Source organism: Nonomuraea deserti, assembly GCF_004348685.1.
Classification (GTDB): domain Bacteria; phylum Actinomycetota; class Actinomycetes; order Streptosporangiales; family Streptosporangiaceae; genus Nonomuraea; species Nonomuraea deserti.
This window is the reverse complement of record NZ_SMKO01000025.1, coordinates 20,152-43,093: the sequence shown is the minus strand read 5'-3', so window position 1 is coordinate 43,093 and position 22,942 is coordinate 20,152. Positions and strand designations below refer to the sequence as shown.

Sequence of the window (22,942 nt, the reverse complement as noted above, 5' to 3'; positions counted from 1 at the left end):
CAGGCGGCGCGCGTCACGACGCGGTGCAGGTGGTCTGGGGCTGCGGACGGTACTTGGTGGTCAGCTTGTCGTCCTTCTTGACCACCCGGCCGTCCTTGTGGAACACCCGCGTGACGTCGATGGAGAAGCCCTGAGCGCCCGTCGTCGACAGGCAGCCGGGCTCGCTGCTGGTCTCCCGGCGGAACTGGGTGAAGTCCCGCCGTTCCGACTCGACCGCCTCGATCTTGTCGTACCGCTTGGTGCCCCAGAGTGCCACCGTCACCGACGTCTGCGTGAACGCGGTCTTGATCAGCACGCCGTTGTCCGAGTCGTTGCGCCACTTCAGGTCCGACTCCGGGTAGAGCAGCGCGACGTCACGCCCGGCCGGGAACTGGTCGGTGTAGTAGTCCATCGGCTTGTGCTCGACGTCCTCGAGCCCGCTGAAGTACGCCGCGTTGTACATCGTCGTGGCGAACTGCGAGACCCCGCCGCCGACGATGCTGACCAGGCGCCCGCCGACGGTCTCCGCCGCTTCGACGTACCCGTCCTCGAGGGTGCGCTCGCCCACGACATCGTTGATCGAGAACGTCTCGCCCGGCTTGACGATGTGGCCGTCGAGCTCCTCCGCCATGCGCTGGATGTTCTTCGCGCGCGGCTGGCAGCAGTCGAAGTTCGTGGTGAAGGTGGCGAGGGTCTCCTTGATGCCGAGGTTGTCGATCTCCGAGGTCGCGACCGTCGGGGCGACGGCGCCCAGCCGCACCGGGATCGTCCGGTCGCCACCCTCGGCGAACACCTTCTCGGCGTCCCTGGCCAGCAGCTTGTCGTTCACGCCCCGTCCGGTGCGGGCGGGCACCAGGACCGGCTTGCCGTTCACGATGTCGTACGTGGCGTCGCGGGGTTGCTGGGCGGCGGAGACCAGGCTGCTCTCCACGGTGGTGAGCGCCGCCTTGGCGTCGAACTGCGGTGCGAGCCCGCCGCTGCCGTCGGAGGCGAAGGACAGGTTGGCCGCGATCACGGCGGGCGGGACCTGCGCCTGCTTGCCGTCGAGGGTCAGCGTGACGGGGGCGGCGACGGCCTGCTTCGCCTTGGCCAGCGCCGCCCTGACGGCTCCCGGGGTGGTGACGGGCTTGGACGGCCTCAGGGTGAGCACGACGGAGCCGCCGCCCCGCAGGAAGGCGTCTCCGATCCTCTTCACGGCGTCCTCCCTGTCGAGCAGCACGCCGTCCTGCGGCTGGCGGGCTTTCGGCGTCAGCCCGGAGAAGGCCACCCGGCCTTCCTGCGCGCGCTTGTCCACGGACTCGGCCAGGCCCTCGACGGTCCTGGTGAGCTGGGAGGTGTCGATGTTGATCTTCGGTTCGAGCTCGGTGGTGCCGGTCAGGCCGCGCCACACCTCCTGCGGGCTGGGGAAGCCGCTGGGCGCCTGGCCGATCGTGCCGACCACGTCGAGCTCCAGTCCGGCCTCGTCGGCCTGGATGGTGTCCTTCTTGCCGCCGATGTCGGCGACGACCGGCTTGCTCAGCTGGGCGGCGAGCTCGGTGCGCAGCTTGTCGGCCGCCTGCGTGACGGTCAGTCCGCCGATGTCGACCCCCGACACGCGGGTGCCGCGCAGCACGCTGCCGGACATGAGCACGGCGGGCACGACGTACGCCAGCACGGCGAGCAGCAGGAGAAGCGTGAGCAGGCCCGGCAGGAGGCGCCGTCTGCGCGGCTCGGGCTCGAAGGCGGGCGGGTGTTCGCGCGGGCTTTCCTGGCCGAACACGGCAGCGGGCCGGCCCGAGTCGTTGCCCGCCATCGGCCACGGCTGCGCCGGTGGCGGTGCTGGGGGCAGCGCGCCGCCCGAGGGACCGCCCGAGGCGCTCGGGGCTTGGGCCTGCCGGGGCTCCTGTCGTTCCGGCGGTCCGAAGATGTCCCGGGAGACCCCCGGGGGCAGGCCTTCGATCCGCGGCTTCTTGGAGACGCTCGACGTGGGCAGTGGCACCGAGGCAAACGGGTCGGTCGGTGACTCGATCGGTCCGGCGTTTCGCACGCCTCAATCTCCTCCCGGTCCGCAGCCAAGTCTCAGGCAACAGTAAGGCACGCGGATCCGCATATGTCACGGGAAATGACTACGGAAGTGTGTCAACCTAGCCACCGGTAGCGATGTTCCGGACGACCGGCCGTGCCGTAACGCGGCCGGAGTTCGGCCTGCCCTGCCGCGCAGAGATGTTCGAGATAGCGGCGGGCGCTCACCCGTGACAGGCCCGTGAGCTGGGCGGTCTCGGTCGCCGACAGGTCGCGGCCCGCCTCCCGCAGGCTGTCGGCGACCAGCGCGCAGGTGGCCGGGGACAGACCTTTGGGCATGGGCGCCGCGGTCATGGGCGTGCCGAAGAGCCGGTCGACGTCGTCCTGGCGTGCCTCGGGACCGATGGCGGTGATGCGCCTGCGGGTGTCGGCGTACTGCCGGAGCCGCTCGGTCAGCGCGGTGGCGGTGAACGGCTTGATCAGATAGTTGACCGCGCCGCCGCGCATGGCCTCCTTGACCGTGGGCACGTCGCGGGCCGCGCTGATCATGAGCACGTCCACGTCGTCGATCGCCTTGAGCACCTCGAGCCCCGACATGTCGGGCAGGTAGATGTCGAGCAGCACGAGGTCGGGCCGCAGCTCCGCCGCCGCGGCCAGCGCGCCGGCCCCGTTGTGGGCGACGGAGACGACGCTGAACCCCGGCACGCGGGACACGTAGCCGCTGTGGATCCGCGCGACCATGAAGTCGTCGTCGACGACGAGCACCCTGATGTCGTTCACGAGCCCGCCCCCGCCCGCTCTCTGGCCGGAAGGAGGGCGGTGAAGACGGCGCCGTCCGAGTTCGTCACCCGCACCCAGCCTCCTCTGCGCAGGCACGCCTGCCGGGTCAGGGCCAGGCCGAGACCGCGCGGCCCCGACTGGGCGGCCTTGGTCGTGAAGCCCTCCCTGAAGACCTCCTCCACCAGGTCGGGGGCGATGCCGGGGCCCGAGTCGCCGACGCGCACCCGCAACCCGTCGTGATCGGCCTGCACCGACACCTCGATCGTGCCCTCGGCGCCGTCGAGCGCGTCGATGGCGTTCGCGACCAGGTTGCCCACCACCAGCACCGCGTCCTGCGGGTCGCCGAGCAGGCCGACCGGCACGGTGGAGTCGTCCGACAACACGAGCGTGGCGCCCCGCTCGGCCGCCTCCGCGGACTTGGCCAGCAGCAGCGCGGCCAGGGTCGGGTCCTGGACCCGCTCGCGCAGACCGGCCGCGTACGAGCCGCCGGTGGTGCGGGTGATGAAGCCGATCGCGGCCTCGTGCTCGCCCAGCTCCAGCAGCCCGACAACCGTGTGCATGCGGTTGGCGAACTCGTGTGCCTGCGCCCGCAGCGCCTCGGTCGCGCTGCTGGCGTCGTCGAGCTCGCGGGCCAGGTGGATGAGTTCGGTGCGGTCACGCAGGGTCACCACCCAGCCGCGGTGGTGACCGCGTACGGACACCGGGGTGCGGTTGAGCACCAGCACGCGGTCGCCGTGCAGCACGACGCGGTCCTCGCCGGGGTCGGCGCCTCCCAGCACGTCGCGCATGCGCTCGGAGACCGGCATCTCGGTCAGGTCGGCGCCCACGTCGCCCAGCAGCTCGCGGGCGGCGTCGTTGACCAGGGTGACGCGCCCGTTGAGGTCGAGCGCCAGCACGCCCTCCTTGACGCCGTGCAGCACCCCCTCGCGCTGCTCCAGCAGGGCGGCGATCTCGCGCGGCTCCAGGCCGAACGTCTGCCGGCGCACCCGCGCGGTGATCAGCGCGGCCAGCGCGAGGCCGGCCAGCAGCACGGCGAGCGCCGTCCAGATCAGCGGCGGGAGCGCGTCGACGACCTGGCTGATGACCGTCGTCTCCAGCACGCCGACCGAGACCAGGCCGATGACCTCGCCGTACTCGTCGCGGATGGGCGTCTTGCCCCTGACCGTGGTGCCGATCGTGCCGGTCTCCTTGCCGACCCAGCTCCGGCCGGTCCTGAGCACCGTGCTGCCGTCGGTGGACAGCTGCTTGCCGATCAGCGAGGCGTTGGGGTGGGCGTAGCGTTTCTGGTCGGTGTTGGCGATCACGACGTAGTCGGCGCCGGTTTCCTGCTGGACGCTCATGGCCAGCGGCTGCAGCACCGTCTCCGGGTCGCTCAGCTTGAACGCCTCCCGGACCTGCGGAAGCGCGGCCACCGACTGCGCGATCGCCAGTGCCCGTTGCTGGTGGAGCGAGGCCAGCTGATCACGCGTGTGCTCGGCCCACACGCCTCCGGTGCCCCCCACGGCGAGCAGCACGATCACCATCTGTAGCGCGAACAGCTGGGTCCCGAGTGAGGCCTCACGAACCCGTCTCACGGGCACATGGAAACAAATCGAGGTCACGGCCAGGTCGCGGGCCACATCGCCGCCCGGCGGCCAGGGACGCGCGACCAATACGACCACTATGACGGCAACCGTGCAAAGGGTCGACTCCGGAGGGTAGGGGCTTCACGATCCGGGTTTTGTAACCGTGAAACCCTTCTTGGAGTGATCATGCGCTTGCGCGTATTCGCCGCCCTCGCGGCACTCTCCCTTGGCGCACTGACCGGCTGTGGCGAGACGACGGGCACCTCCGCGAACTCGCCGTTGCGGATCATGGCCCCGGCCGCGCCGGGAGGCGGCTGGGACCAGACCTCCCGCATCGCCGAACAGGCCATCAAAGCGGCCGACCCGCAGCGCAAGGTCGAGGTGTACAACGTGCCCGGCGCCGGAGGCACGATCGGCCTGGCCCAGCTCGCCGGCGAAAAGGGCAACGGCAACCTGCTGATGACCATGGGCCTGGTCATGGTGGGCGCCATCGAGCAGAACAAGTCGAAGGTCACGCTGGCGGAGACCACGCCCATCGCCAAGCTGACCGAGGAGTACGAGATCGTCGTCGTGCCGGCCGCGTCGCCGTACAAGACGCTGGACGACATGGTGGCGGCCTGGAAGGCCGACCCGGCGAAGGTGTCCATCTCCGGCGGCTCCGCGGGCGGCACCGACCACATCGTGGCAGGTCTGATGGCCAAGGCCGCGGGCATCGACCCCAAGCAGGTCAACTACATCGCCCACTCGGGCGGCGGCGAGGCGCTCAACGAGCTGCTCGGCAACAAGGTGAGCGCGGGCATCTCGGGCGTGGCCGAGTTCGCCGAGCACGTGAAGTCGGGCAAGCTGCGCGCGCTGGGCGTCACATCGGGCGAGCGGCTGCCGGACCTGGACGCTCCCACGCTGAAGGAGGCCGGGCTCGACGTCGAGCTGGCCAACTGGCGCGGCTTCGTCGCCCCTGCCGGGCTCTCCGACGCCGACAAGAAGGCGCTGACCGACCTGGTCACCAAGATGCACGACGCGCAGCCGTGGAAGGACGCGGTGGCCAAGAACGGCTGGATCGACTCGTTCCAGACGGGACAGCAGTTCGCCGACTACCTGGCCGCCGAACAGAACAGGGTCAAGGCGATCATCGCCGAAATGGGGCTCGTCTCCTGATGGCCCGCTGGTGGCGGCCCGAGCTCGGGCTGGCGCTCGTCGTGCTGGTGCTGGGCGTGCTCGTCGTGGTCGGGACGCTCGACGTCTCCGCCGCGGCCTCCCAGCTCGGCCTCGGGCCGCGCTTCTTCCCCATGCTGGTGGGCGGCGCCATGGTGCTCATCGGCCTGTTCTACGTGGCCGACGTCGTACGCGGCGGGCGGGGCGACCCCGAGGAGAGCGAGGACGTCGACGTCGACGCGCCCGCCGACTGGCGCAGCGTCGGGCTGGTCAGCGGGATCTTCCTGGCGTTCAGCGCGCTGCTGAACGTGCTCGGCTGGATCATCGGGGCGAGCCTGCTCTTCTTCGGCCTCGCCGTGGCCCTCGGCGCCGAGCACAAGCTGCGCGCCGCCGTGATCGCGGTGGTCGTGGGAGTGGCCACGTACCTGCTGTTCGTCAAGGGGCTCGGCGTGTCACTGCCCGGCGGGCCGCTGACGGGGGTGATCTAGGTGGAGTCGCTGCAGCTCCTCCTCGACGGCTTCGCCGCCGCGCTCACCCCGGTCAACCTCATGTACGCGCTCATCGGCGTCACGCTCGGCACGCTCGTCGGCGTGCTGCCCGGCATCGGCCCCGCGATGACCGTGGCGCTGCTGCTGCCGATCACGTTCACGGTGCCGCCGGCCAGCGCGTTCATCATGTTCGCCGGCATCTACTACGGCGGCATGTACGGCGGCTCCACCACCTCCATCCTGCTCAACACGCCGGGCGAGTCCGCCTCCATGATCACGGCGCTGGAGGGCAACAAGATGGCCAGGCGGGGCCGGGCCGCCCAGGCGCTGGCCACGGCGGCCATCGGCTCGTTCGTGGCCGGGACGATCGCGACCGCGCTGCTGGTCGTGGCGGCGCCCGCCGTGGTGAGCTTCGCGATCTCGTTCGGCCCCGAGGACTACTTCGCTCTGGCTGTCCTCGCGTTCACCGCCGTGTCGTCCGTGCTCTCCCGTTCCGTCGTACGCGGCCTGGCCTCCCTGGGGCTCGGCCTGGTGATCGGGCTGATCGGCATCGACCAGCAGACCGGCCAGGCACGGCTCACGCTGGGCATCCCGCAGCTGCTCGACGGCATCGACGTGGTGATCGTGGCGGTCGGGCTCTTCGCGCTCGGCGAGTCGCTCTACGTCGCCTCGCGGCTGCGCCACGCCACGCCGGAGGTCGTACCCGTGGGCCGGGCGTGGATGGGCCGCTCCGACTGGGGACGCTCGTGGCTGCCCTGGCTGCGCGGCACCGCGCTGGGCTTCCCGTTCGGCGCGCTGCCCGGCGGCGGCGCGGAGATCCCCACCTTCCTGTCGTACGCGGCCGAGAAGCGCCTGGCGCGCGGCGTGGCCCGCGAGGAGTACGGCAAGGGCGCGATCGAGGGCGTCGCCGGCCCCGAGGCGGCCAACAACGCCTCCGCCGCCGGCACCCTGGTCCCGCTGCTCACGCTGGGCCTGCCCACGTCGGCCACGGCCGCGATCCTGCTGGCCGCCTTCCAGCAGTACGGGCTGCAGCCCGGGCCGCAACTGTTCGACCACAATCCCGCGCTGGTGTGGGGCATGATCGCCTCGCTGTTCATCGGCAACGCGATGCTGCTGGTGCTCAACCTGCCCATGGCGCCGTTGTGGGCGCGCGTGCTGCGGATCCCCCGCCCGTACCTGTACGCCGGGATCATCCTCTTCGCCGCGCTCGGGGTCTACGCCGTGAACGGCACCGTGGTGGACCTGTTCGTGCTCTATGTGCTCGGCCTGCTCGGCTACGCCATGCGGCGCTTCGGCCTGCCGGTCGCCCCCGCGGTGATCGGCATGATCCTGGGCCCGATGGCGGAGATCCAGCTCCGCAGGGCACTGGCCATCGGGGCGGGGGACGCGAGCGTGCTGGTGGGCAGCCCGATCGCGGTCGTGCTGCTGGTGCTGGCGCTGCTCGCCCTGCTCACGCCGCTGCTGAGGAAGGCGCTGGCCCGGCGTGACGTCGAGCCGACCCGGCCGTCCGGCAACGAGTGAGCGTATGCCACCCGCCGGGCACCGGCGACAGAGCCCTCCGCACACCGCGCGCACTGGGCGGTCACCGGTCACACGCCGGGGCCCCGCCGTTGGAGCGGCGGGGCCCCGGTGACCGTGAGACGCCGGTTACCCGGAGACGCCGAGCTTCTCCAGGATCAGCTGCCGGGCGCGGGCCGCGTCGGCCTTGCCCTTGCTGGCCCGCATGACGCCGCCCACCAGCGCACCGGCTGCGGCGATCTTGCCGGAGCGCACCTTGTCGGCCGCGTCGGCGTTGTCGGCCAGCACCTGGTCGATGATCGCGGACAGCTCGCCCTCGTCGTTGACGATCTGCAGCCCGCGCTTCTCGACCACCTCGTCGGGCGTGCCCTCGCCGGCCAGCACGCCTTCGAGCACCTCGCGCGCCAGCTTGTCGTTGAGCGCGCCCGAGGCGACCAGCTCGGTCACGCGGGCGATGTCGGCCGGGGTGATGGGCAGGTCGGCCAGCGGCGTGCCGGTCTCGTTGGCACGCCGCGCCAGCTCGCCCATCCACCACTTGCGCGCGTCGGCGGGCGGGGCCCCCGCCGCGACCGTGGCCTCGACCAGGTCGAACGCGTCGGCATTGTGCATGGCCTGCATGTCGAGGTCGGACAGCCCCCACTCGGCCTGCAGCCGCTTGCGCCTGACCGACGGCAGCTCGGGCAGCGCCGCCTTCAGCTCGGCCACCCAGGCCGGGTCGGGCGCGATCGGCACCAGGTCGGGCTCGGGGAAGTAGCGGTAGTCCTGCGCCTCCTCCTTGGACCTGCCGGACGTGGTGGTGCCGGTGTCCTCGTGGAAGTGGCGGGTCTCCTGGACGATCTTCCCGCCGTCGGCGAGCACGCCCGCCTGCCGCTCGATCTCGCTGCGGACGGCCCGTTCGACGCTGCGCAGCGAGTTGACGTTCTTCGTCTCGGTGCGGGTGCCCCACTCGGACGCGCCACGCGGCATGAGCGAGACGTTGACGTCGCAGCGCAGCGAGCCCTCCTCCATGCGCACGTCGGAGACGCCCAGCGAGCGCATGATCTCGCGCAGCTCGGTGACGTAGGCCCTGGCCACCTCCGGCGCGAGCCGGTCGGTGCCCGGGATGGGCTTGGTCACGATCTCGACGAGCGGGATGCCGGCCCGGTTGTAGTCGACGATCGAGTAGTCGGCCCCGTGGATGCGGCCCGTGGCGCCGCCCACGTGGGTGGACTTGCCGGTGTCCTCCTCCAGGTGCACCCGCTCGATCTCGATCCGCACGGTCCTGCCGTCGACCTCGACGTCGACGTAGCCGTCGAAGCAGAGCGGCTCGTCGTACTGCGAGATCTGGTAGTTCTTCGGCATGTCCGGATAAAAGTAGTTTTTCCGGGCGAAGCGGCACCACTCGGCGATCGAGCAGTTCAGCGCCAGGCCGATGCGGATCGTCGACTCGATGGCCATGGTGTTGGCCGTCGGCAGCGCGCCCGGCAGCGCCAGGCAGGTCGGGCAGACCTGCGTGTTGGGCGGGGCGCCGAACGTCGTCTTGCAGCCGCAGAACATCTTCGACCTGGTGCCCAGCTCGACGTGCGTCTCCAGGCCGAGCACCGGCTCGAACGCGTCGAGTGCTTCGTCATAGACCATGGTCATAGCGACGGGGCCTCCTTCAGCAACGGGCCGCCCCAGCGGCTCTCCAGGGCCTGCTCCACGGCGGCGCCGACGCGGTAGCAGCGGTCGTCGGCCAGCACGGGCGCCATGATCTGCAGGCCGACCGGCAGACCGTCTTCCTCGGCCAGCCCGCACGGCACCGAGATGGCCGCGTTGCCGGCCAGGTTGGACGGGATGGTGCACAGGTCGGCGAGGTACATCGCCATCGGGTCGTCGACGCGCTCGCCGATCGCGAACGCCGTGGTCGGCGTGGTCGGCGACACCAGCACGTCGACCTGCTGGTAGGCGGCCTCGAACTCGCGGGAGATGACCGTGCGCACCTTCTGTGCCTGGCCGTAGTAGGCGTCGTAGTAGCCGCTCGACAGCGCGTACGTGCCGAGCATGATGCGCCGCTTGACCTCGGGACCGAACCCGGCGGCCCTGGTCAGCGCCATGACCTCCTCGGCGCTGCGGGTGCCGTCGTCGCCGACGCGCAGGCCGTAGCGCATCGCGTCGAAGCGCGCCAGGTTGGACGAGCACTCCGACGGCGCGATCAGGTAGTAGGCGTAGAGGGCGGTGGTGAACGACGGGCAGGAGACCTCGACGACCTTGGCCCCGAGCGACTCGAGGAGCTGCACGGCCTCGTTGTAGCGGGCCAGCACGCCCGGCTGGTAGCCGTCGCCGCCCAGCTCCTTGACCACGCCGATCCGCATGCCGGCGACGTCGGCGTGCCTGGCCGCCTCGACCACCGAAGGCACGGGGGCGTCGATGGAGGTCGAGTCCATCGCGTCGTGGCCGGAGAACGCCTCCTGCAGCAGCGCCGCGTCGAGCACGGTGCGGGCGAACGGCCCCGGCGTGTCGAGCGAGCTCGCGAACGCGATCAGCCCGTAACGGGACGAGCCACCATAGGTCGGCTTCATCCCCACGATGCCGGTCACCGAGGCCGGCTGCCGGATCGAGCCGCCCGTGTCGGTGCCCGTGGACAGCGGCGCCTCGTAGGCCGCCACGGCCGCGCTCGACCCACCGGAGGAACCGCCCGGCACCTTCGTCAGGTCCCACGGGTTGCACGTCGTGTGGAAGGCGGAGTTTTCCGTCGAGGAGCCCATGGCGAACTCGTCGAGGTTGGTCTTGCCGAGAATCACCAGCCCCGCCTCGCGCAGCCGCTTGGTGACGGTCGCGTCGTAGGGCGGACGCCAGCCTTCGAGGATCATGGACGCGGCCGTCGTCGGCATGTCGCGGGTGGTGAAGATGTCTTTGTGCGCGATCGGCACCCCGGCCAGCGGCCCGAGCCTCTCACCGGCCCTGAGCCTGGTGTCGACGGCCCGCGCCTGCGCGATCGTCGTCTCGCGATCGACGTGGAGGAACGCCTTGACCTTGGGCTCCACCTCGGTCATGCGGTCGAGATGCGCCTCGGCCACCTCGACCGACGACACCTCACCCGCGGCGATCATCGAGCCCAGCTCGGCGGCGGTCTTGCGGATCAGACTCATGCGCCCTCCTTCGTCGGGCAGATGAGCCTGACAGAGCCGTGTTCGGTCATTCGCTCGCTCATGCCTCCTCCCCGAGGATGCGCGGCACCCGGAATCGGTCGTCCTCGACGGCGGGAGCACCGGCCAGCGCCAGCTCGGGCGTCAGGGACTGTCGCACCTCGTCGGCACGGAAGACATTGGTCAGCGGAAGCGCGTGCGACGATGGCGGCACATCTTCGGCGGCGACCTCGGCCACCTTCGCGACCGCCTCGATGATGGCATCGAGTTGGGTGGCGTAGTGGTCGAGCTCGTCACCGGTGAGCGCCAGCCTGGACAACCGGGCCAGGTGTGCGACCTCGTCGCGGGTTATGGCGGACATGAGTCGTTGAACCCGTTTCGTGGATGGAGTCTTCGGACACTGCCATCCTAGAGGGCTTGACGAAGCACGCCCGAACGGTTAACTCCCTGGCAACACCGCTCCCGGGTGCGAGAGCGCGGCCTCACCCGTACGTCTCCTCCAACCCGCCCCTGCGCACGTCGCTCTCCCCTGCCACAGCCGCGTCGAACCCGACGCCGCCGCAGCACGTCAAGGCGTCCCAGACGTCATGACCCTTCGCGTCGAACCGGACCACGCGCCCGGGGCCCATCCTCCTGCCCCGCTTCACCCCGCCCAGCCGGAGCACGCGCTTGCGCTCACCAGGCATGGCGGGCGCGAAAACCACGACGTCGACCTCGATGTGGTCGTGCCGAACCGGGTCCGTGACGGTCCTCACCGGTCAGGTTCCGGAGAAGTCGATCCCGAGCATCACGAACCGGCGGCGCATCCGCACGGTCACGCGGTCCGGGTCACCTCGGGCGCGTAGCCGAAACCGACTTTCGGCACCGCCTCCACGTGATCACGCAGCCAAGCGGCGGCGTCGGCGGCCGGCATGGGCTCGCAGAAGAGCCATCCCTGCCCCACGTCGCAGCCCATGTCCGCCAGGCGGATGGCCACCTCGTCGGACTCGACCCCCTCGGCCACCGAACGCAGGCCGAGCGAGCGCACCAGGTCGACGATCGAGCGCACGATCCTTTCGTCGTCCTCCGACTCGGCGATCCTGCGCACGAACGACGCGTCGATCTTGACCTCCGACACCGCCAGGCGCTGGAGCCTGATCAGCGAGGAGTAGCCGGTGCCGAAGTCGTCGATGGCCAGCGGGACGCCGAGTGTGGCCAGCGCCTTGATGGTCTCCTGGGTGTAGGCCTGGTCGCCGGTCAGGATGCGCTCGGTGACCTCCAGCTGGATGGCCGCGGGCGGCAGGCCGTACTTCGCCAGCCCCACCTCCAACCGCTCGGGCAGCGCGGAGTCGAGCAGGTCACGGGCGGAGATGTTGACCGAGATCTGCACCCGCAGACCCGTGTGCCACCAGCGGGCGGCCTGCTCCAGCGCCTCGTCGATGACGTACGCGGTCAGCTGGCGCATCAGGTAGGACTGCTCCGCCAGCGGGACGAAATCGGACGGCGGGATCGGCCCGTGCGCCGGATGGCGCCAGCGCAGCAGCGCCTCGACGCCCTGGACCGCGCCGGTGCCGAGACTGACCTTGGGCTGGTAGTGCAGGCGCAGCTCGCGGTTGTCGATGGCGCGGCGCAGGTCGCCGAGCAGGCTCAGGCGCTCCGGCGAGTTCCTGTCCTTGTCGGGCTGGTAGAGCTCCACTCCCGTACGGCCCTCCTTGGCGAGGTACATCGCCACGTCGGCGCGCTGGAGCAGCAGCTCGAAGTCGGGGGCGTGATCCGGGTAGAGCGCGATGCCGACGGAGCCGTCCACGTCGAAGGTCATGCCCTCCAGACGCACCGGCTCGGTCAGCGCCGCGCGCAGCCGGGCCGCGACCTCCCTGGCCGCGTGCGTGTCCCTGATCGAGGGCAGCAGCACGGCGAACTCGTCGCCGCCCAGCCGAGCCACGACGTCTCCCGGGCGTACGGAGTGGGTGAGGCGGTGCGCGACCATCTGCAGCAGGCGGTCGCCCACCGGGTGGCCCATCGTGTCGTTGACCTCCTTGAACCGGTCGAGGTCCAGCAGGAACAGGCCGACCCGCTCGTCCTGCCTGGCCTCGGCGAGCGCCTCCTCGGTGCTGACGATGAGCAGCTTGCGGTTGGGCAGGCCGGTCAGCTCGTCGTGCATGGCCTGGTGGTCGCGGCGCATGGAGAGCGTGGCGGTGAAGTAGACGGCAGCCAGGGGTGCGACGAAGAGCGGCACCAGCCCCGGCGAATGGTTCATGACGACGACGACCAGCGGCGCCAGGCCGAGCAGGCCGGCGTAGACGAGACTCTGCGGGCCGACGGTGGCCTTCAGCACGCGGGTGAGCGAACGCCGCTCGTGCAGCGCGACCGCGCTGCACACGAGGGTCGCCCTGGTCGCGAAGTATGCAATCCCCGCCAGGCCGATCGCCAGCAGGTTACCGCCGCCCGGCACCCATGGCACGGCCGGGCTCGGCACGATGCCGAACGTCCCCAGCACCACACCCGCAGCGGTGAGCGCGAGGGTCGACTGCGCGATGTTGAACATGACCCGATGCCACGACTTGCGCGTCACCACGCCGTTCATGGCCACCGCGACCCCCTGCATCAGCACCGCGACGGGCAGCCCGAAGTGCAGGAGCACGGCGAAAGTGAACATGGTGGAGGGGTAGGTGCCGCCCACGGCCGCCGCCGAGGACACCATGACGGGCCTGAGCTCGCCCAGGACCACCAGCACGGCCAGCACCCAGAACAGCGGCGTGCGGGCGACCTCCACCAGCTCGGACGTGTCGAGCCTGAGCATGGCCACCACGAGTGCGGTGAACCCGATCACGGTGATGCCCGCGAGGAACGCCCACAGCGGCGTGCCGGCGCGTGGGCCGGTATCGCGGGTGTCGGTTGGGTCAGTCATCGGTAACAGAACCCCCATTAGGTCACTATGGGAGGGTACGACCTTCACCCCACTTCGCGAAACCAAGCGCGTACGTTCCGTCACTTCTCCTTTCCGACATATACCCAGAAAACACCCTGGGTAGCGCACCATGCACGCTGCGGACTCCCCATGCCGCCCAACACGGCACAACGCCCAGCCACGGAACGCGCCCCAGCACGCGGCCAGAGCCGGTCAGGCCACACGCCCTGCCACCCGTCTTGGTGGATCCGGGCACGGACCGCACGAGACGTTGCCTCTCCGAACACGGTCATCGATCAGGACGCGGTCACCCGTACAGCAGCCGGCCACACTCATGCCGAAACCGCGGTCACCACCCGCGCACGAGCCCTCGCCAACCGACCGCACCCATACGAGCAACCGCTCCCAGCACCGGCCCGCTCATGCGGACCGTCCGGGCCCGCACGAACCTCTCGCCCCCACGAACGACCGGGCCCGCAAGAACAACACCAACCACACACGAGCCGACCGGGCCTGCACGAACCAACCAACCCCCACACGAGCCGACCGGGCCCGCACGAACCAACCAACCCCCACACGAGCCGACCGGGCCCGCACGAACCAACCAACCCCACACGAGCCGACCGGGCCCGCACGAACCAACCAACCCCACACGAGCCGACCGGGCCCGTACGAACCGACCGAGCCCGTGCGAGCTCTTGGACCTGCATCATCGGCCGGAAAGGTCAGGACTCGGGTGGGGTCACGGCCTCCGTGGCCGCTTCCGGGCCTTCGTTCAGGAGGATCTCGAAGCCCGCACCGTCGAGGACCGGCACGCCAAGGTCGACCGCCTTGTCATATTTCGACCCAGCGTTGTCGCCCGCGATCAGGAACGACGTCTTCTTCGACACCGACGACGCGACCTTCCCGCCCCTGCTGGTCAGCTCGGCGGCGGCCGAGTCGCGGGTATAGCCCTCCAGCGTGCCCGTGACCACGAACGTCATCCCCTGCAGGGTCTGCGGGCCTTTCTCGGGGGCGGGCTCGTCCTCCATGCGGACCCCGGCCGCGCGCCACCGGTCGATGATCGCGCGGTGCCAGTCGACCGCGAACCATTCCCGAATCGTGGCCGCCACCCGGGGCCCGATGCCCTCGACCGCGGCCAGCTCTTCCTCCGAGGCGTTCATGATCGCGTCGATCGACCTCATGGCGTCGGCCAGGGCACGCGCCGTGGGCGGGCCGATGTGCCTGATCGACAGGGCGACCAGCACCTGCGCGAGCGGCACCTGCTTGGCCCGCTCGAGCTCCTCGATGAGCTGCAGCGCGTTCTGGCTGGGCTCGCCGTTGATGTTGGAGAAGAAGGAGACGACCTTCTGCTCCCCCGTCTTCGGGTCGATCTTGGGGAGGCCGGTGTCGGGATCGCGGACCACCGACTTGATCGGGATCAGCTGGTCGAGCGTCAGGTCGAACAGGTCGGCCTCGGTGCGCACCACCGGCTGCTGCGGCGGCAGCGGCTGGGTGAGCGCCGTGGCCGCGACGTAGCCGAGGCCGTCGATGTCGAGCGCGCGCCGCCCGGCCGCGAAATAGATGCGCTCGCGCATCTGGGCGGGGCAACCGCGCGCGTTGGGGCAGCGCAGGTCGGCGTCGCCCTCCTTCTCGTAAGCCAGCGCGGTGCCGCACTCGGGGCAGTGCGTCGGCATGACGAACTCCCGCTCGGACCCGTCGCGCAGCGCCGCCACCGGCCCGACGATCTCGGGGATGACGTCGCCCGCCTTGCGCAGCACCACGGTGTCGCCGATGAGCACGCCCTTCTTGGCCACGATGGCGGCGTTGTGGAGGGTGGCCCGCTCGACGGTCGAGCCCGACACCACGACCGGCTCCATCACGCCATAGGGGGTGACGCGCCCGGTGCGCCCGACGCCCACCTGGATGTCGAGGAGCTTGGTGTTGACCTCTTCCGGCGGATATTTGAAGGCGATCGCCCAGCGGGGAGCACGCGAGGTGGAGCCCAGCTCACGCTGCGTGCGGAAGTCGTCGACCTTGACGACCACCCCGTCGATCTCGTAGGGCGGATCGTGGCGGTGCGCGCGGTAGTGCTCGATGAACTCGTTGATCTCGGTGAGGCCCGGCAGCACCTGGTAGAGGTCGCTGACCGGCAGCCCGAACTCGCGCAGCCGGTCGTAGACCTCCGACTGCGCCCGCGGCTCCGTCGCGCCCTCCCAGACGCCGATGCCGTGCACCAGCATGCGCAGCGGTCGCTGCGCCGTGATGCGCGGGTCTTTCTGCCGCAGCGTGCCCGCCGCGGAGTTGCGCGGGTTGGCGAACGGCGGCTTGCCCTGCTCGACGAGCTGCTCGTTGAGCTTTTTGAAGTCTTCGACCGGGATGTAGACCTCGCCGCGCACCTCGACCAGGCTCGGCACGTCGTCGCCCTTGAGCCGGTGGGGCACGCCCTTGATGGTGCGCACGTTGGCCGTCACGTCGTCACCCGTGCGCCCGTCGCCCCTGGTGGCGGCGCGCTCCAGCTTGCCGTCGCGATAGACCAGGGCGATCGCGAGCCCGTCGATCTTCAGCTCGCACAGGTAGGGACCGGGGTCTCCCTCGGCCAGCCGCTCGGCGCGCACCTGCCAGGCCGCCATGTCGGCGTCGTTGAAGGCGTTGTCGAGGCTCTCCATCCTGGCCAGATGGCGGACCTTGGCGAAGTCGCCGCTGACCGGCGCGCCCACCTGCTGGGTCGGCGAGCCGGGCGTCTGGAGCGACGGATGCGCCTCCTCCAGCGCCAGCAGCTCTCTGAACCACTCGTCGAACTGGGCGTCGCTGACGGTGGGCTGGTCGAGCACGTAGTAGCGCCAGCGAGCCTCCTCGACCAGCTCGCTCAGCTCGGCATGCCGCTTGAGCGCGGGCACCGGCACCCCGGCGACCTCAGTGGATGGCTCGCCCACGGCCTCTCCTTCCGTCCAGCATTCTGAGCAAACGCTACCGCTCAGCACCGACAGAACACGCCGCCGGCGTACGGACTCCCATCCGTCACGAGACCGGACGCTCTCGCAGGTGGAGCAGCTTCCCGCGGCCTTCACGCAAGTGCCGCGGCAAGCCTCGCCATCCGTCCAGGAACGGCACCGCGAGCGGCTCGCCACTCGAACCCTTTGCACCTCTTTGACCGTTTCCCGTGGGCCACCGGAACGTCAGCCGCGAGCACCCCGGTGAGTCACCCGGTTCGCCGGCGCCAGGTCTTCGGGCGGGCGGAGGCCATGGCGGGGGCGGCGATCGAGGTGGGCGCGATGACGAGAGTGGCCCGCGGCCGACGCGCGGAGCATCCCGAGCGGCCGGCCGGTCAGCCGGCTTGCAGCCCGTCGGCGGGATCGTCCCTGAGCACTTGGGCGGCCTTGGCGCAGGCGGCCAGCGCCGCCCTGGCGTACCTCGGCGTCGCCCCGGCCAGCCCGCACGCCGGCGTCAGCACCATCTGCGCCGCCAGCCCGTCAGGCGCGAACCCCAGCCGCCGCCACAACTCCACCGCGGGTTTGGCGACCACCCCCGGGTCGGGCAGCCGGGCATCCCTGCCCGGCACCACGCCCATGAACAACACCGTCCCGGCCTCGAAGAGCTCGCCCAGGGCGTCGTCGTCCCTGCGCCGCAGCAGGGCGGCGTCGACGGAGACCCCCCGCACCCCCGCCGAGCGCAACAGGCCGAAGGGCACCGCGGGTGCGCAGCAGTGCACCACGGGGGCGTCGAAGAGCCGCAGCGACTCCTCCACCCGCCATCCCTCCACCGCGGCCAGCCGCCCGAACCCCGAGGCGGTCGGCACCGTGCCCGCCAGCACCCGCGGCAGCCCCGGCTCGTCGAGCTGCAGCACGATCTCCGTCACCCCGGGCAACCGCCGCCGCACCTCCGCGCAGTGGTCGGCGACGCCCTGCGCCAGCGACGCCGTCAGATCGCGTACGGCCCCCGCGTCGGAGAGCATCTTGTCGCCGTGCTTCAGCTCGATCGCGCCGGCCAGCGTCCAGGGCCCGCACACCTGCAGTTTGAGCGGCCCCGAGTAGTCGTGCGCGATCTCCTCCAGCCCGTCGATGTCGCGGCGCATATGGTCGAGGGACCGTTGGTGGTCGCGCCCCGGCCGGTCGCTCAGCCGCCAGCCGGACGGCTGCACCTCGACCGGCAGGTCGACGAGCAGCCCCGCCGTGCGCCCGACCATGTCGGCGCCGACGCCTCGGGCGGGCAACTCGGGCAGGTAAGGCAGCTCGGGCACCTCGCCGAACACGACTCTGATCGCCTCGAGGTGGTCCTCGCCGGGATGCGAGCCGATCCCGGTGGCTTGCCCCATGGGCACACTAGACATGGGCACAAGCGTAGGCTCTGCCGCTAGGCGTCCTCCCTCTCGTCAACGCGAGGGATTCTCACGGTCGCCCGTGAGGGTTCCTCTCCACTGCGTCAGAGCGGCCGACGACTCCACGCAGGAGACGCGACGCCCCCGCTGGGCGAAGGCGCGAGTGCGCCCTTCCAGGGCTTTGTTGTAGACAAGGCGGACACAGCCGAACGTCCGGGCAAGCTCGTCCGCTTGACCGGGGGTCGGGTAGGAGCGGTACTTGTAGCCCGCTTCACGATTCCTCCTCCGCCTGAAGGCGGAGGTTACTCGGAGGTAACTGATGGAGCTCAGGAAGTACGAGCACGCGTGCGTCCGCGTGGAGAAGAACGGCAAGGTCCTGGTCATCGACCCGGGCACGTTCAGCGAGGGCCCCGTTCTGGAGGGCGCGGACGCCGTCCTCATCACCCATGAGCACTTCGACCACGTCGACGTCGGCAAGCTGAAGGCGGTCTCGCCCGACCTGGAGATCTGGACGTGCGAGGCCGTCGCCGCCGAGCTGGCGGAGGTGCCGGCCAAGGTGCGGGTCGTACGCCATGGCGACGACTTCGAGACGGCCGGTTTCGGGGTGAAGGTGTTCGGCGAGTGGCACGCGAAGAACCACCCTGACGTGCCCATCGTGCAGAACGTCGGCTTCATGCTCGACGACGAACTGTTCTATCCCGGCGACGCCCTGACCGTGCCCGGGGTGGACGTGCCGACGCTGCTGGTGCCGACCAACGCGCCCTGGTTGAAGCTCATGGAGATGGTCGGCTATCTCCGCGAGGTGCGCCCCGGACGGGCGTTCTCCACCCATGACGGCCTGCTCAACGACATCGGCCTCACCCTGGTGGACAACTGGCTGAAGCTGGAATCGGACAAACAAGGCGCCGAAATGCGCCGCTTGAAGGTCGGCGAGTCGGTCACCGTCAGCTAGCAGAGAGGATCGTCGCCGAGCCGATCACGGTGGCGCCGGAATAGAGGACGGCGGCCTGCCCGGCCGCCACCCCCGTGGCCGGGCGGTCGAGGTCGACGCGGAGCCCGCCGCCGGTCTCCTCGAACCGGCAGCCGTAGACCTCTCCGTGGGCGCGCAACTGCACGGTCAGGTCGTCGAAGCGGGAAGGGCCGTTCCAGACCGGGGCGCCGCAGGTGATCGAGGTGACCTCGAGCGCCGCGCGCGGCCCCACCGTGACGGTGTTGGAGACCGGCTCGATCGACAGGACATAGCGTGGCCTGCCGTCGGCGGCAGGACGGTCGATATGCAGGCCCTTGCGCTGGCCGATCGTGAACCCGTGGGCGCCCTGGTGGCTGCCGACGACGGCGCCGCTCTGGTCGACGATGGGCCCCTCCGCCGCGCCGAGCCGCTTGGACAGGAAGCCGCGGGTGTCTCCGTCGGCGATGAAGCAGATGTCGTGGCTGTCGGGCTTGTCGGCGACCGTCAGCCCGCGCCGCGCCGCCTCCGCGCGCACCTCGGCCTTGGTCGAGTCGCCCAGGGGGAAGATGGCGTGGCCGAGCTGCTCGCGGGTGAGCACCCCGAGCACGTAGGACTGGTCCTTGCCCTGGTCGGCGCTCCTGGACAGGACCCCGTCGACCAGCCTGGCGTGGTGGCCGGTGGCGACCGCGTCGAAGCCCAGGGCCAGCGCCCGGTCGAGCACCGCAGCGAACTTGATCTTCTCGTTGCAGCGCAGGCACGGGTTGGGCGTGCGGCCCGCGGCGTATTCGGACACGAAGTCCTCGATCACGTCGCGTTGGAACCGCTCGGCCATGTCCCAGATGTAGAAGGGGATGCCGATCACGTCGGCGGCACGCCGCGCGTCGCGAGAGTCCTCGATCGTGCAGCAGCCCCGGGCACCCGTGCGGTGGGATTGGGGGTTGGCGGAAAGAGCGAGATGCACACCAGTGACGTCGTGACCGGCCTCGGCGATCCGAGCGGCGGCCACGGCGGAGTCGACGCCGCCCGACATGGCGGCAAGCACACGCAGTCCCATGACCTTCTCAGCGTACTGTCCGTACGGGAGTGCGCGGCCATGTGCACGATCGGAGCCAGGGTCTGCGAGGATTCAGCGCATGCGACTGTTCGGGCGCAAGGACGAAGAGGAAGAGGCCGGCGGGCACGACGAGGCCATCGCCGGGTTCTGGACGTGGTGGCAGGAGACCAGGCCGCGGCTCGACTCGCTGGTGGCCGAGGGCGAGGCCGGGGGGCTGGAGGAGTGGCTGGCCCCGGCGGTCGCCGCCATCCATCCCGAGCTGGTCTGGGAGGTGGCGCCCGGCAGGGAGGCGGCGCACGCCCTCGTGGTGACCGCGGCGGGCGACGCCGAGCTGCGCCCGCTCGCCCACCGCTGGGCCAGGGCCGCGCCCGACGCTGACCTGCTGTGGGAGTTCCATCCGTCGCGGCAGGCCAATCCGCAGGCGGCGGAGCTCACCATCGAGGTGGGCGGTTACGCGTTCGCGCTCGACAAGCTGATGCTCGGGCTCCGGGTGCCGCGCAACCAGCCCAGGGTCGACGTGGCCGCCTACCACCCGATCTTCGCCGAGCTCGACGAGGAGACCAGGATGGAGGCCACGCTGTTGGCCCTCGACTGGCTGCTCGGCGAGGACGACGTCGCCAGGTGGGTGGGCGAGATCACGCCGGCCACGTTCCAGCCGATCGACGCCGTGGCCGCCATGCACCTGCCGGCCGTGGTCGCCGACGTGGCCTCCGGCTACGCGGAGGAGGAGTGGGTGCTGCTCCAGGGCCAGACCGCGACCGGCGCCCCGCTCGTCGCCACGGTCCGCCACCCGCTGCGCCCCGTCGACCATCCGCTCTGCGACCAGCACATCGCGATCACGCTGCCCTACGCGCATCGCGACGAGAACGGCCTGCCGGTCGACGGCTCGCTGGAGGCGCTGCGCGACTTCGAGGAGCGCCTGGTGGCCCGCCTGCTCAAGCTGGGTGACGACGCGGTGCTGGCCGCCCACCTGAGCACGGAGGGGCACCGGATCATCCACGTCTACGCCGACCCGACCGGCGACGCCGCGATCCACGCCAAGGAGCTGATCGTGGGCTGGGAGGAGGGCGAGCCCCGCGTCGACGTGGCCGCCGACCCCGGCTGGACCGCCGCGGCGCCGTTCCTGACCTGACGCCGGGCGGGATGGCCGCCGTGTCGCCCATCCTGACCTGACGCCCACCAGGGTTGACCCGCCGTGGCGGCCTTCCAGGACGTCCGGGCGGCCGGTCAGCTGAGGCCGGCGCGGCGGGCGCGTTCGACCGCGGCGGGCAGCACCTCGATCAGGCGGTCGACGTCGTCGCGGGTCGAGGTGTGCCCCAGGGTGAATCTGAGCGAGCCGCGCGCCGCCGCCGCGTCGGCCCCCATCGCGAGCAGCACGTGCGACGGCTGGGCGACGCCGGCCGAGCAGGCCGAGCCGGTCGAGCACTCGACGCCCTTGGCGTCGAGCAGCATGAGCAGCGCGTCGCCCTCGCAGCCGGGGAAGGAGAAATGGGCGTTGCCCGGCAGCCGCCCCGCCGAAGCCGTGGGGGTCACTCGCCGTTCGTCGTGGGGGGACGGGGTCACTCGCAGCTCGTCGTGGGGGGTTTGCGCGGGGGGCGTCTCGCGCAGGTCGGGATCGCCGTTGAGCACGACGTCGGGGACGGCCGCGCGTACGCGCTCGATCAGCTCGTCGCGCAGCGACGCCAGGCGGCGCCCCAGGGCCTCCTGCTCCTTCACGGCGGTGCCGACGGCGGCGGCGAGCCCCGCGATGGCGGGGGCGTCGAGCGTGCCGGAGCGCACGTCGCGCTCCTGCCCCCCGCCGTGCTGCACGGAGACCGGCGTCAACCCTCTGGCCAGCAACAGCGCGCCGACGCCCATCGGGCCGCCGATCTTGTGGCCGGTCAGCGTGAGCGCGTCGACGCCCGACTCGGCGAACGACACGGGCAGCTGCCCCACCGCCTGGACGGCGTCGGTGTGGAACGGGATGCCGTGCTCGCGGGCGACGGCGGCCAGCGCGTGCACCGGCTGGACGGTGCCGACCTCGTTGTTGGCCCACATGACGCTGACCATGGCCACGCCGTCGGGGTCGCGTTCGATGGCGGCGCGCAGGGTCTCGGGATGGACGCGGCCGTATGCGTCGGCCTCCAGCAGCTCGATCTCCGCGCCCTGGCTGTCGGCCAGCCACTGGGCGGGGTCGAGCGCGGCGTGGTGCTCCACGGAGCTGATCAGCACGCGCCTCCGGGGGCGGCGCGCCCAGTAGAGGCCCTTGATGGCGAGGTTGTCGGCCTCGGTGCCGCCCGAGGTGAACACGACCTCGCTGGGCCGCGACCCCAGCGCGTCGGCGATCGTCTCGCGTGACTCCTCGACCACCCTGCGCATCCGGCGCCCGGCGCCGTGCAGCGAGGAAGCGTTTCCGACCTGTTGAAGTTGAACCGTCATGGCCTCGATCGCTTCGGGCAGCATCGGGGTGGTCGCTGCATGATCAAGATAGGCCGACGGTCTGGTCACAGGTTCAGGGTATCTCGTTTGCGACTGTACCGTCCGGACGGTACAGTTGGGAGCATGCGAAAGGACGAGCTTTTGGACGCGGCGGAGGAGCTCCTCTGCGACCAGGGTTCGACCGCGCTCACCCTGGCCGCGGTGGCGGACCGGGCGGGCGTCAGCAAAGGTGGCCTGCTCTATCACTACGCCTCCAAAGAAGCCCTGATCAAGGGCATGGTGGAGCGCCTGATCGACGACTTCGACGAGCTCATGGCCGCCCAGCCCGACAGGACCTACACCGGGCGCTATCTGGGCGCGACCCTGGCCGCCGTACGGTCGGGCAGGTTGCGACGATGGGCGGTCGTCACGGGAGCGTCAGGCAACCTTTTCCTGCTCGCGCCGCTGCGTGAGGCGATGACCCGATGGCATCGCGAGGAGCTGGGCGAGGAGCCCGACCCGCTGGCGGCCCAGATCGTGCGACTGGCGTGTGAGGGGCTCTGGGACGTGGCGAGCCACGATCCGGAGCTCAACACGGAAGACGATCTCCAGGCTCTGGAGGGCCGCCTCCGGGCGCTGCTCAAACCTCCCGCCTGAGCCGCCCCTCGGCCCGCCCGGCTCCCGGGCGGCCGGCCCCCGCGCGGATCCCCAGAGCCGGCTCCTGAGCCGGCTCCTGAGCCGACCTCCCGAGCCGGTCCTCCGTGGGAG

At 71.0% G+C, this 22,942-nt stretch carries 19 protein-coding genes; 6 read left to right on the top strand and 13 right to left on the bottom strand.

What is annotated here, in order from left to right:
- Window positions 1-13: 13 nt before the first annotated feature.
- The 3 genes from E1292_RS13070 to E1292_RS13060 all read right to left on the bottom strand — a co-directional run bounded on the left by E1292_RS13070 (window position 14) and on the right by E1292_RS13060 (window position 4,334).
- Window positions 14-2,005, bottom strand: coding sequence for a VanW family protein (locus tag E1292_RS13070; protein ID WP_132595396.1), 1,992 nt, complete (start codon window positions 2,003-2,005; stop codon window positions 14-16).
- A 92-nt stretch (window positions 2,006-2,097) separates the two neighbouring features.
- Window positions 2,098-2,760, bottom strand: coding sequence for a response regulator (locus E1292_RS13065; protein WP_181958224.1), 663 nt, complete (start codon window positions 2,758-2,760; stop codon window positions 2,098-2,100).
- Entirely contained in the window at window positions 2,757-4,334 is a 1,578-nt protein-coding gene (locus E1292_RS13060; RefSeq protein ID WP_246090089.1) for an ATP-binding protein, read from the bottom strand. Before E1292_RS13060 ends, E1292_RS13065 begins: the two co-directional genes overlap by 4 nt.
- 177 nt (window positions 4,335-4,511) lie before the next feature.
- Between E1292_RS13060 and E1292_RS13055 the strand changes: the two genes are divergently transcribed.
- From E1292_RS13055 to E1292_RS13045, 3 genes are read left to right on the top strand one after another with little or no spacing between them, the layout of a single operon-like run.
- The gene (locus tag E1292_RS13055; RefSeq protein WP_132595395.1) at window positions 4,512-5,480 is read left to right on the top strand and encodes a tripartite tricarboxylate transporter substrate binding protein; all 969 of its coding nucleotides are present in this window, start codon (window positions 4,512-4,514) and stop codon (window positions 5,478-5,480) included.
- A complete protein-coding gene (locus E1292_RS13050) occupies window positions 5,480-5,965 on the top strand; it encodes a tripartite tricarboxylate transporter TctB family protein (RefSeq protein ID WP_132595394.1) in 486 nt (161 codons plus the stop codon). The genes E1292_RS13055 and E1292_RS13050 overlap by 1 nt, the downstream gene beginning before the upstream one ends.
- The gene (locus E1292_RS13045) at window positions 5,966-7,486 is read left to right on the top strand and encodes a tripartite tricarboxylate transporter permease (protein ID WP_132595393.1); all 1,521 of its coding nucleotides are present in this window, start codon (window positions 5,966-5,968) and stop codon (window positions 7,484-7,486) included.
- A 126-nt stretch (window positions 7,487-7,612) separates the two neighbouring features.
- On the opposite strand, the gene gatB is transcribed toward E1292_RS13045, so the two are convergent.
- From gatB to E1292_RS13005, 8 genes are all read right to left on the bottom strand, one after another.
- A complete protein-coding gene (gatB, locus tag E1292_RS13040; RefSeq protein ID WP_132595420.1) occupies window positions 7,613-9,100 on the bottom strand; it encodes an Asp-tRNA(Asn)/Glu-tRNA(Gln) amidotransferase subunit GatB in 1,488 nt (495 codons plus the stop codon).
- Between the two features lie 2 nt (window positions 9,101-9,102).
- Window positions 9,103-10,593 carry an Asp-tRNA(Asn)/Glu-tRNA(Gln) amidotransferase subunit GatA gene (gatA, locus tag E1292_RS13035; RefSeq protein WP_132595392.1) on the bottom strand — a complete coding sequence of 497 codons (1,491 nt, stop codon included), beginning with the start codon at window positions 10,591-10,593 and terminating at the stop codon, window positions 9,103-9,105.
- 58 nt (window positions 10,594-10,651) lie between these two features.
- The gene (gene gatC / locus E1292_RS13030; RefSeq protein WP_132595391.1) at window positions 10,652-10,951 is read right to left on the bottom strand and encodes an Asp-tRNA(Asn)/Glu-tRNA(Gln) amidotransferase subunit GatC; all 300 of its coding nucleotides are present in this window, start codon (window positions 10,949-10,951) and stop codon (window positions 10,652-10,654) included.
- A gap of 121 nt (window positions 10,952-11,072) precedes the next feature.
- Entirely contained in the window at window positions 11,073-11,345 is a 273-nt protein-coding gene (locus E1292_RS13025) for a hypothetical protein (protein WP_132595390.1), read from the bottom strand.
- Between the two features lie 59 nt (window positions 11,346-11,404).
- The gene (locus E1292_RS13020; protein WP_132595389.1) at window positions 11,405-13,477 is read right to left on the bottom strand and encodes a putative bifunctional diguanylate cyclase/phosphodiesterase; all 2,073 of its coding nucleotides are present in this window, start codon (window positions 13,475-13,477) and stop codon (window positions 11,405-11,407) included.
- Window positions 13,478-14,202: 725 nt separating this feature from the next.
- Entirely contained in the window at window positions 14,203-16,392 is a 2,190-nt protein-coding gene (gene ligA, locus E1292_RS13015) for an NAD-dependent DNA ligase LigA (protein WP_132595388.1), read from the bottom strand.
- Window positions 16,393-16,784: 392 nt separating this feature from the next.
- Window positions 16,785-17,786: a methionine synthase gene (locus E1292_RS13010; RefSeq protein WP_132595387.1), complete on the bottom strand. Its 1,002-nt coding sequence runs from the start codon at window positions 17,784-17,786 to the stop codon at window positions 16,785-16,787.
- A gap of 42 nt (window positions 17,787-17,828) precedes the next feature.
- Window positions 17,829-18,158, bottom strand: coding sequence for a helix-turn-helix domain-containing protein (locus E1292_RS13005; RefSeq protein ID WP_246090088.1), 330 nt, complete (start codon window positions 18,156-18,158; stop codon window positions 17,829-17,831).
- On the opposite strand from E1292_RS13005, the gene E1292_RS13000 reads away from it, so the two are divergent.
- Entirely contained in the window at window positions 18,094-18,726 is a 633-nt protein-coding gene (locus E1292_RS13000) for an MBL fold metallo-hydrolase (RefSeq protein WP_132595386.1), read from the top strand. The genes E1292_RS13005 and E1292_RS13000 overlap by 65 nt on opposite strands.
- Here E1292_RS13000 and mnmA read toward each other — a convergent pair.
- The gene (gene mnmA / locus E1292_RS12995; protein ID WP_181958223.1) at window positions 18,719-19,777 is read right to left on the bottom strand and encodes a tRNA 2-thiouridine(34) synthase MnmA; all 1,059 of its coding nucleotides are present in this window, start codon (window positions 19,775-19,777) and stop codon (window positions 18,719-18,721) included. The two genes, E1292_RS13000 and mnmA, sit on opposite strands and share 8 nt — an antisense overlap.
- 79 nt (window positions 19,778-19,856) lie before the next feature.
- Between mnmA and E1292_RS12990 the strand changes: the two genes are divergently transcribed.
- Window positions 19,857-20,909, top strand: coding sequence for a DUF695 domain-containing protein (locus E1292_RS12990; RefSeq protein ID WP_132595385.1), 1,053 nt, complete (start codon window positions 19,857-19,859; stop codon window positions 20,907-20,909).
- 95 nt (window positions 20,910-21,004) lie between these two features.
- Here E1292_RS12990 and E1292_RS12985 read toward each other — a convergent pair whose 3' ends face one another.
- On the bottom strand, window positions 21,005-22,219 hold the full coding sequence (locus E1292_RS12985; protein ID WP_181958226.1) for a cysteine desulfurase family protein: 1,215 nt from the start codon (window positions 22,217-22,219) through the stop codon (window positions 21,005-21,007).
- Between the two features lie 99 nt (window positions 22,220-22,318).
- Here E1292_RS12985 and E1292_RS12980 point away from each other — a divergent pair, with 99 nt between their 5' ends.
- Window positions 22,319-22,831 carry a TetR/AcrR family transcriptional regulator gene (locus tag E1292_RS12980; protein WP_132595384.1) on the top strand — a complete coding sequence of 171 codons (513 nt, stop codon included), beginning with the start codon at window positions 22,319-22,321 and terminating at the stop codon, window positions 22,829-22,831.
- Window positions 22,832-22,942 lie beyond the last annotated feature (111 nt).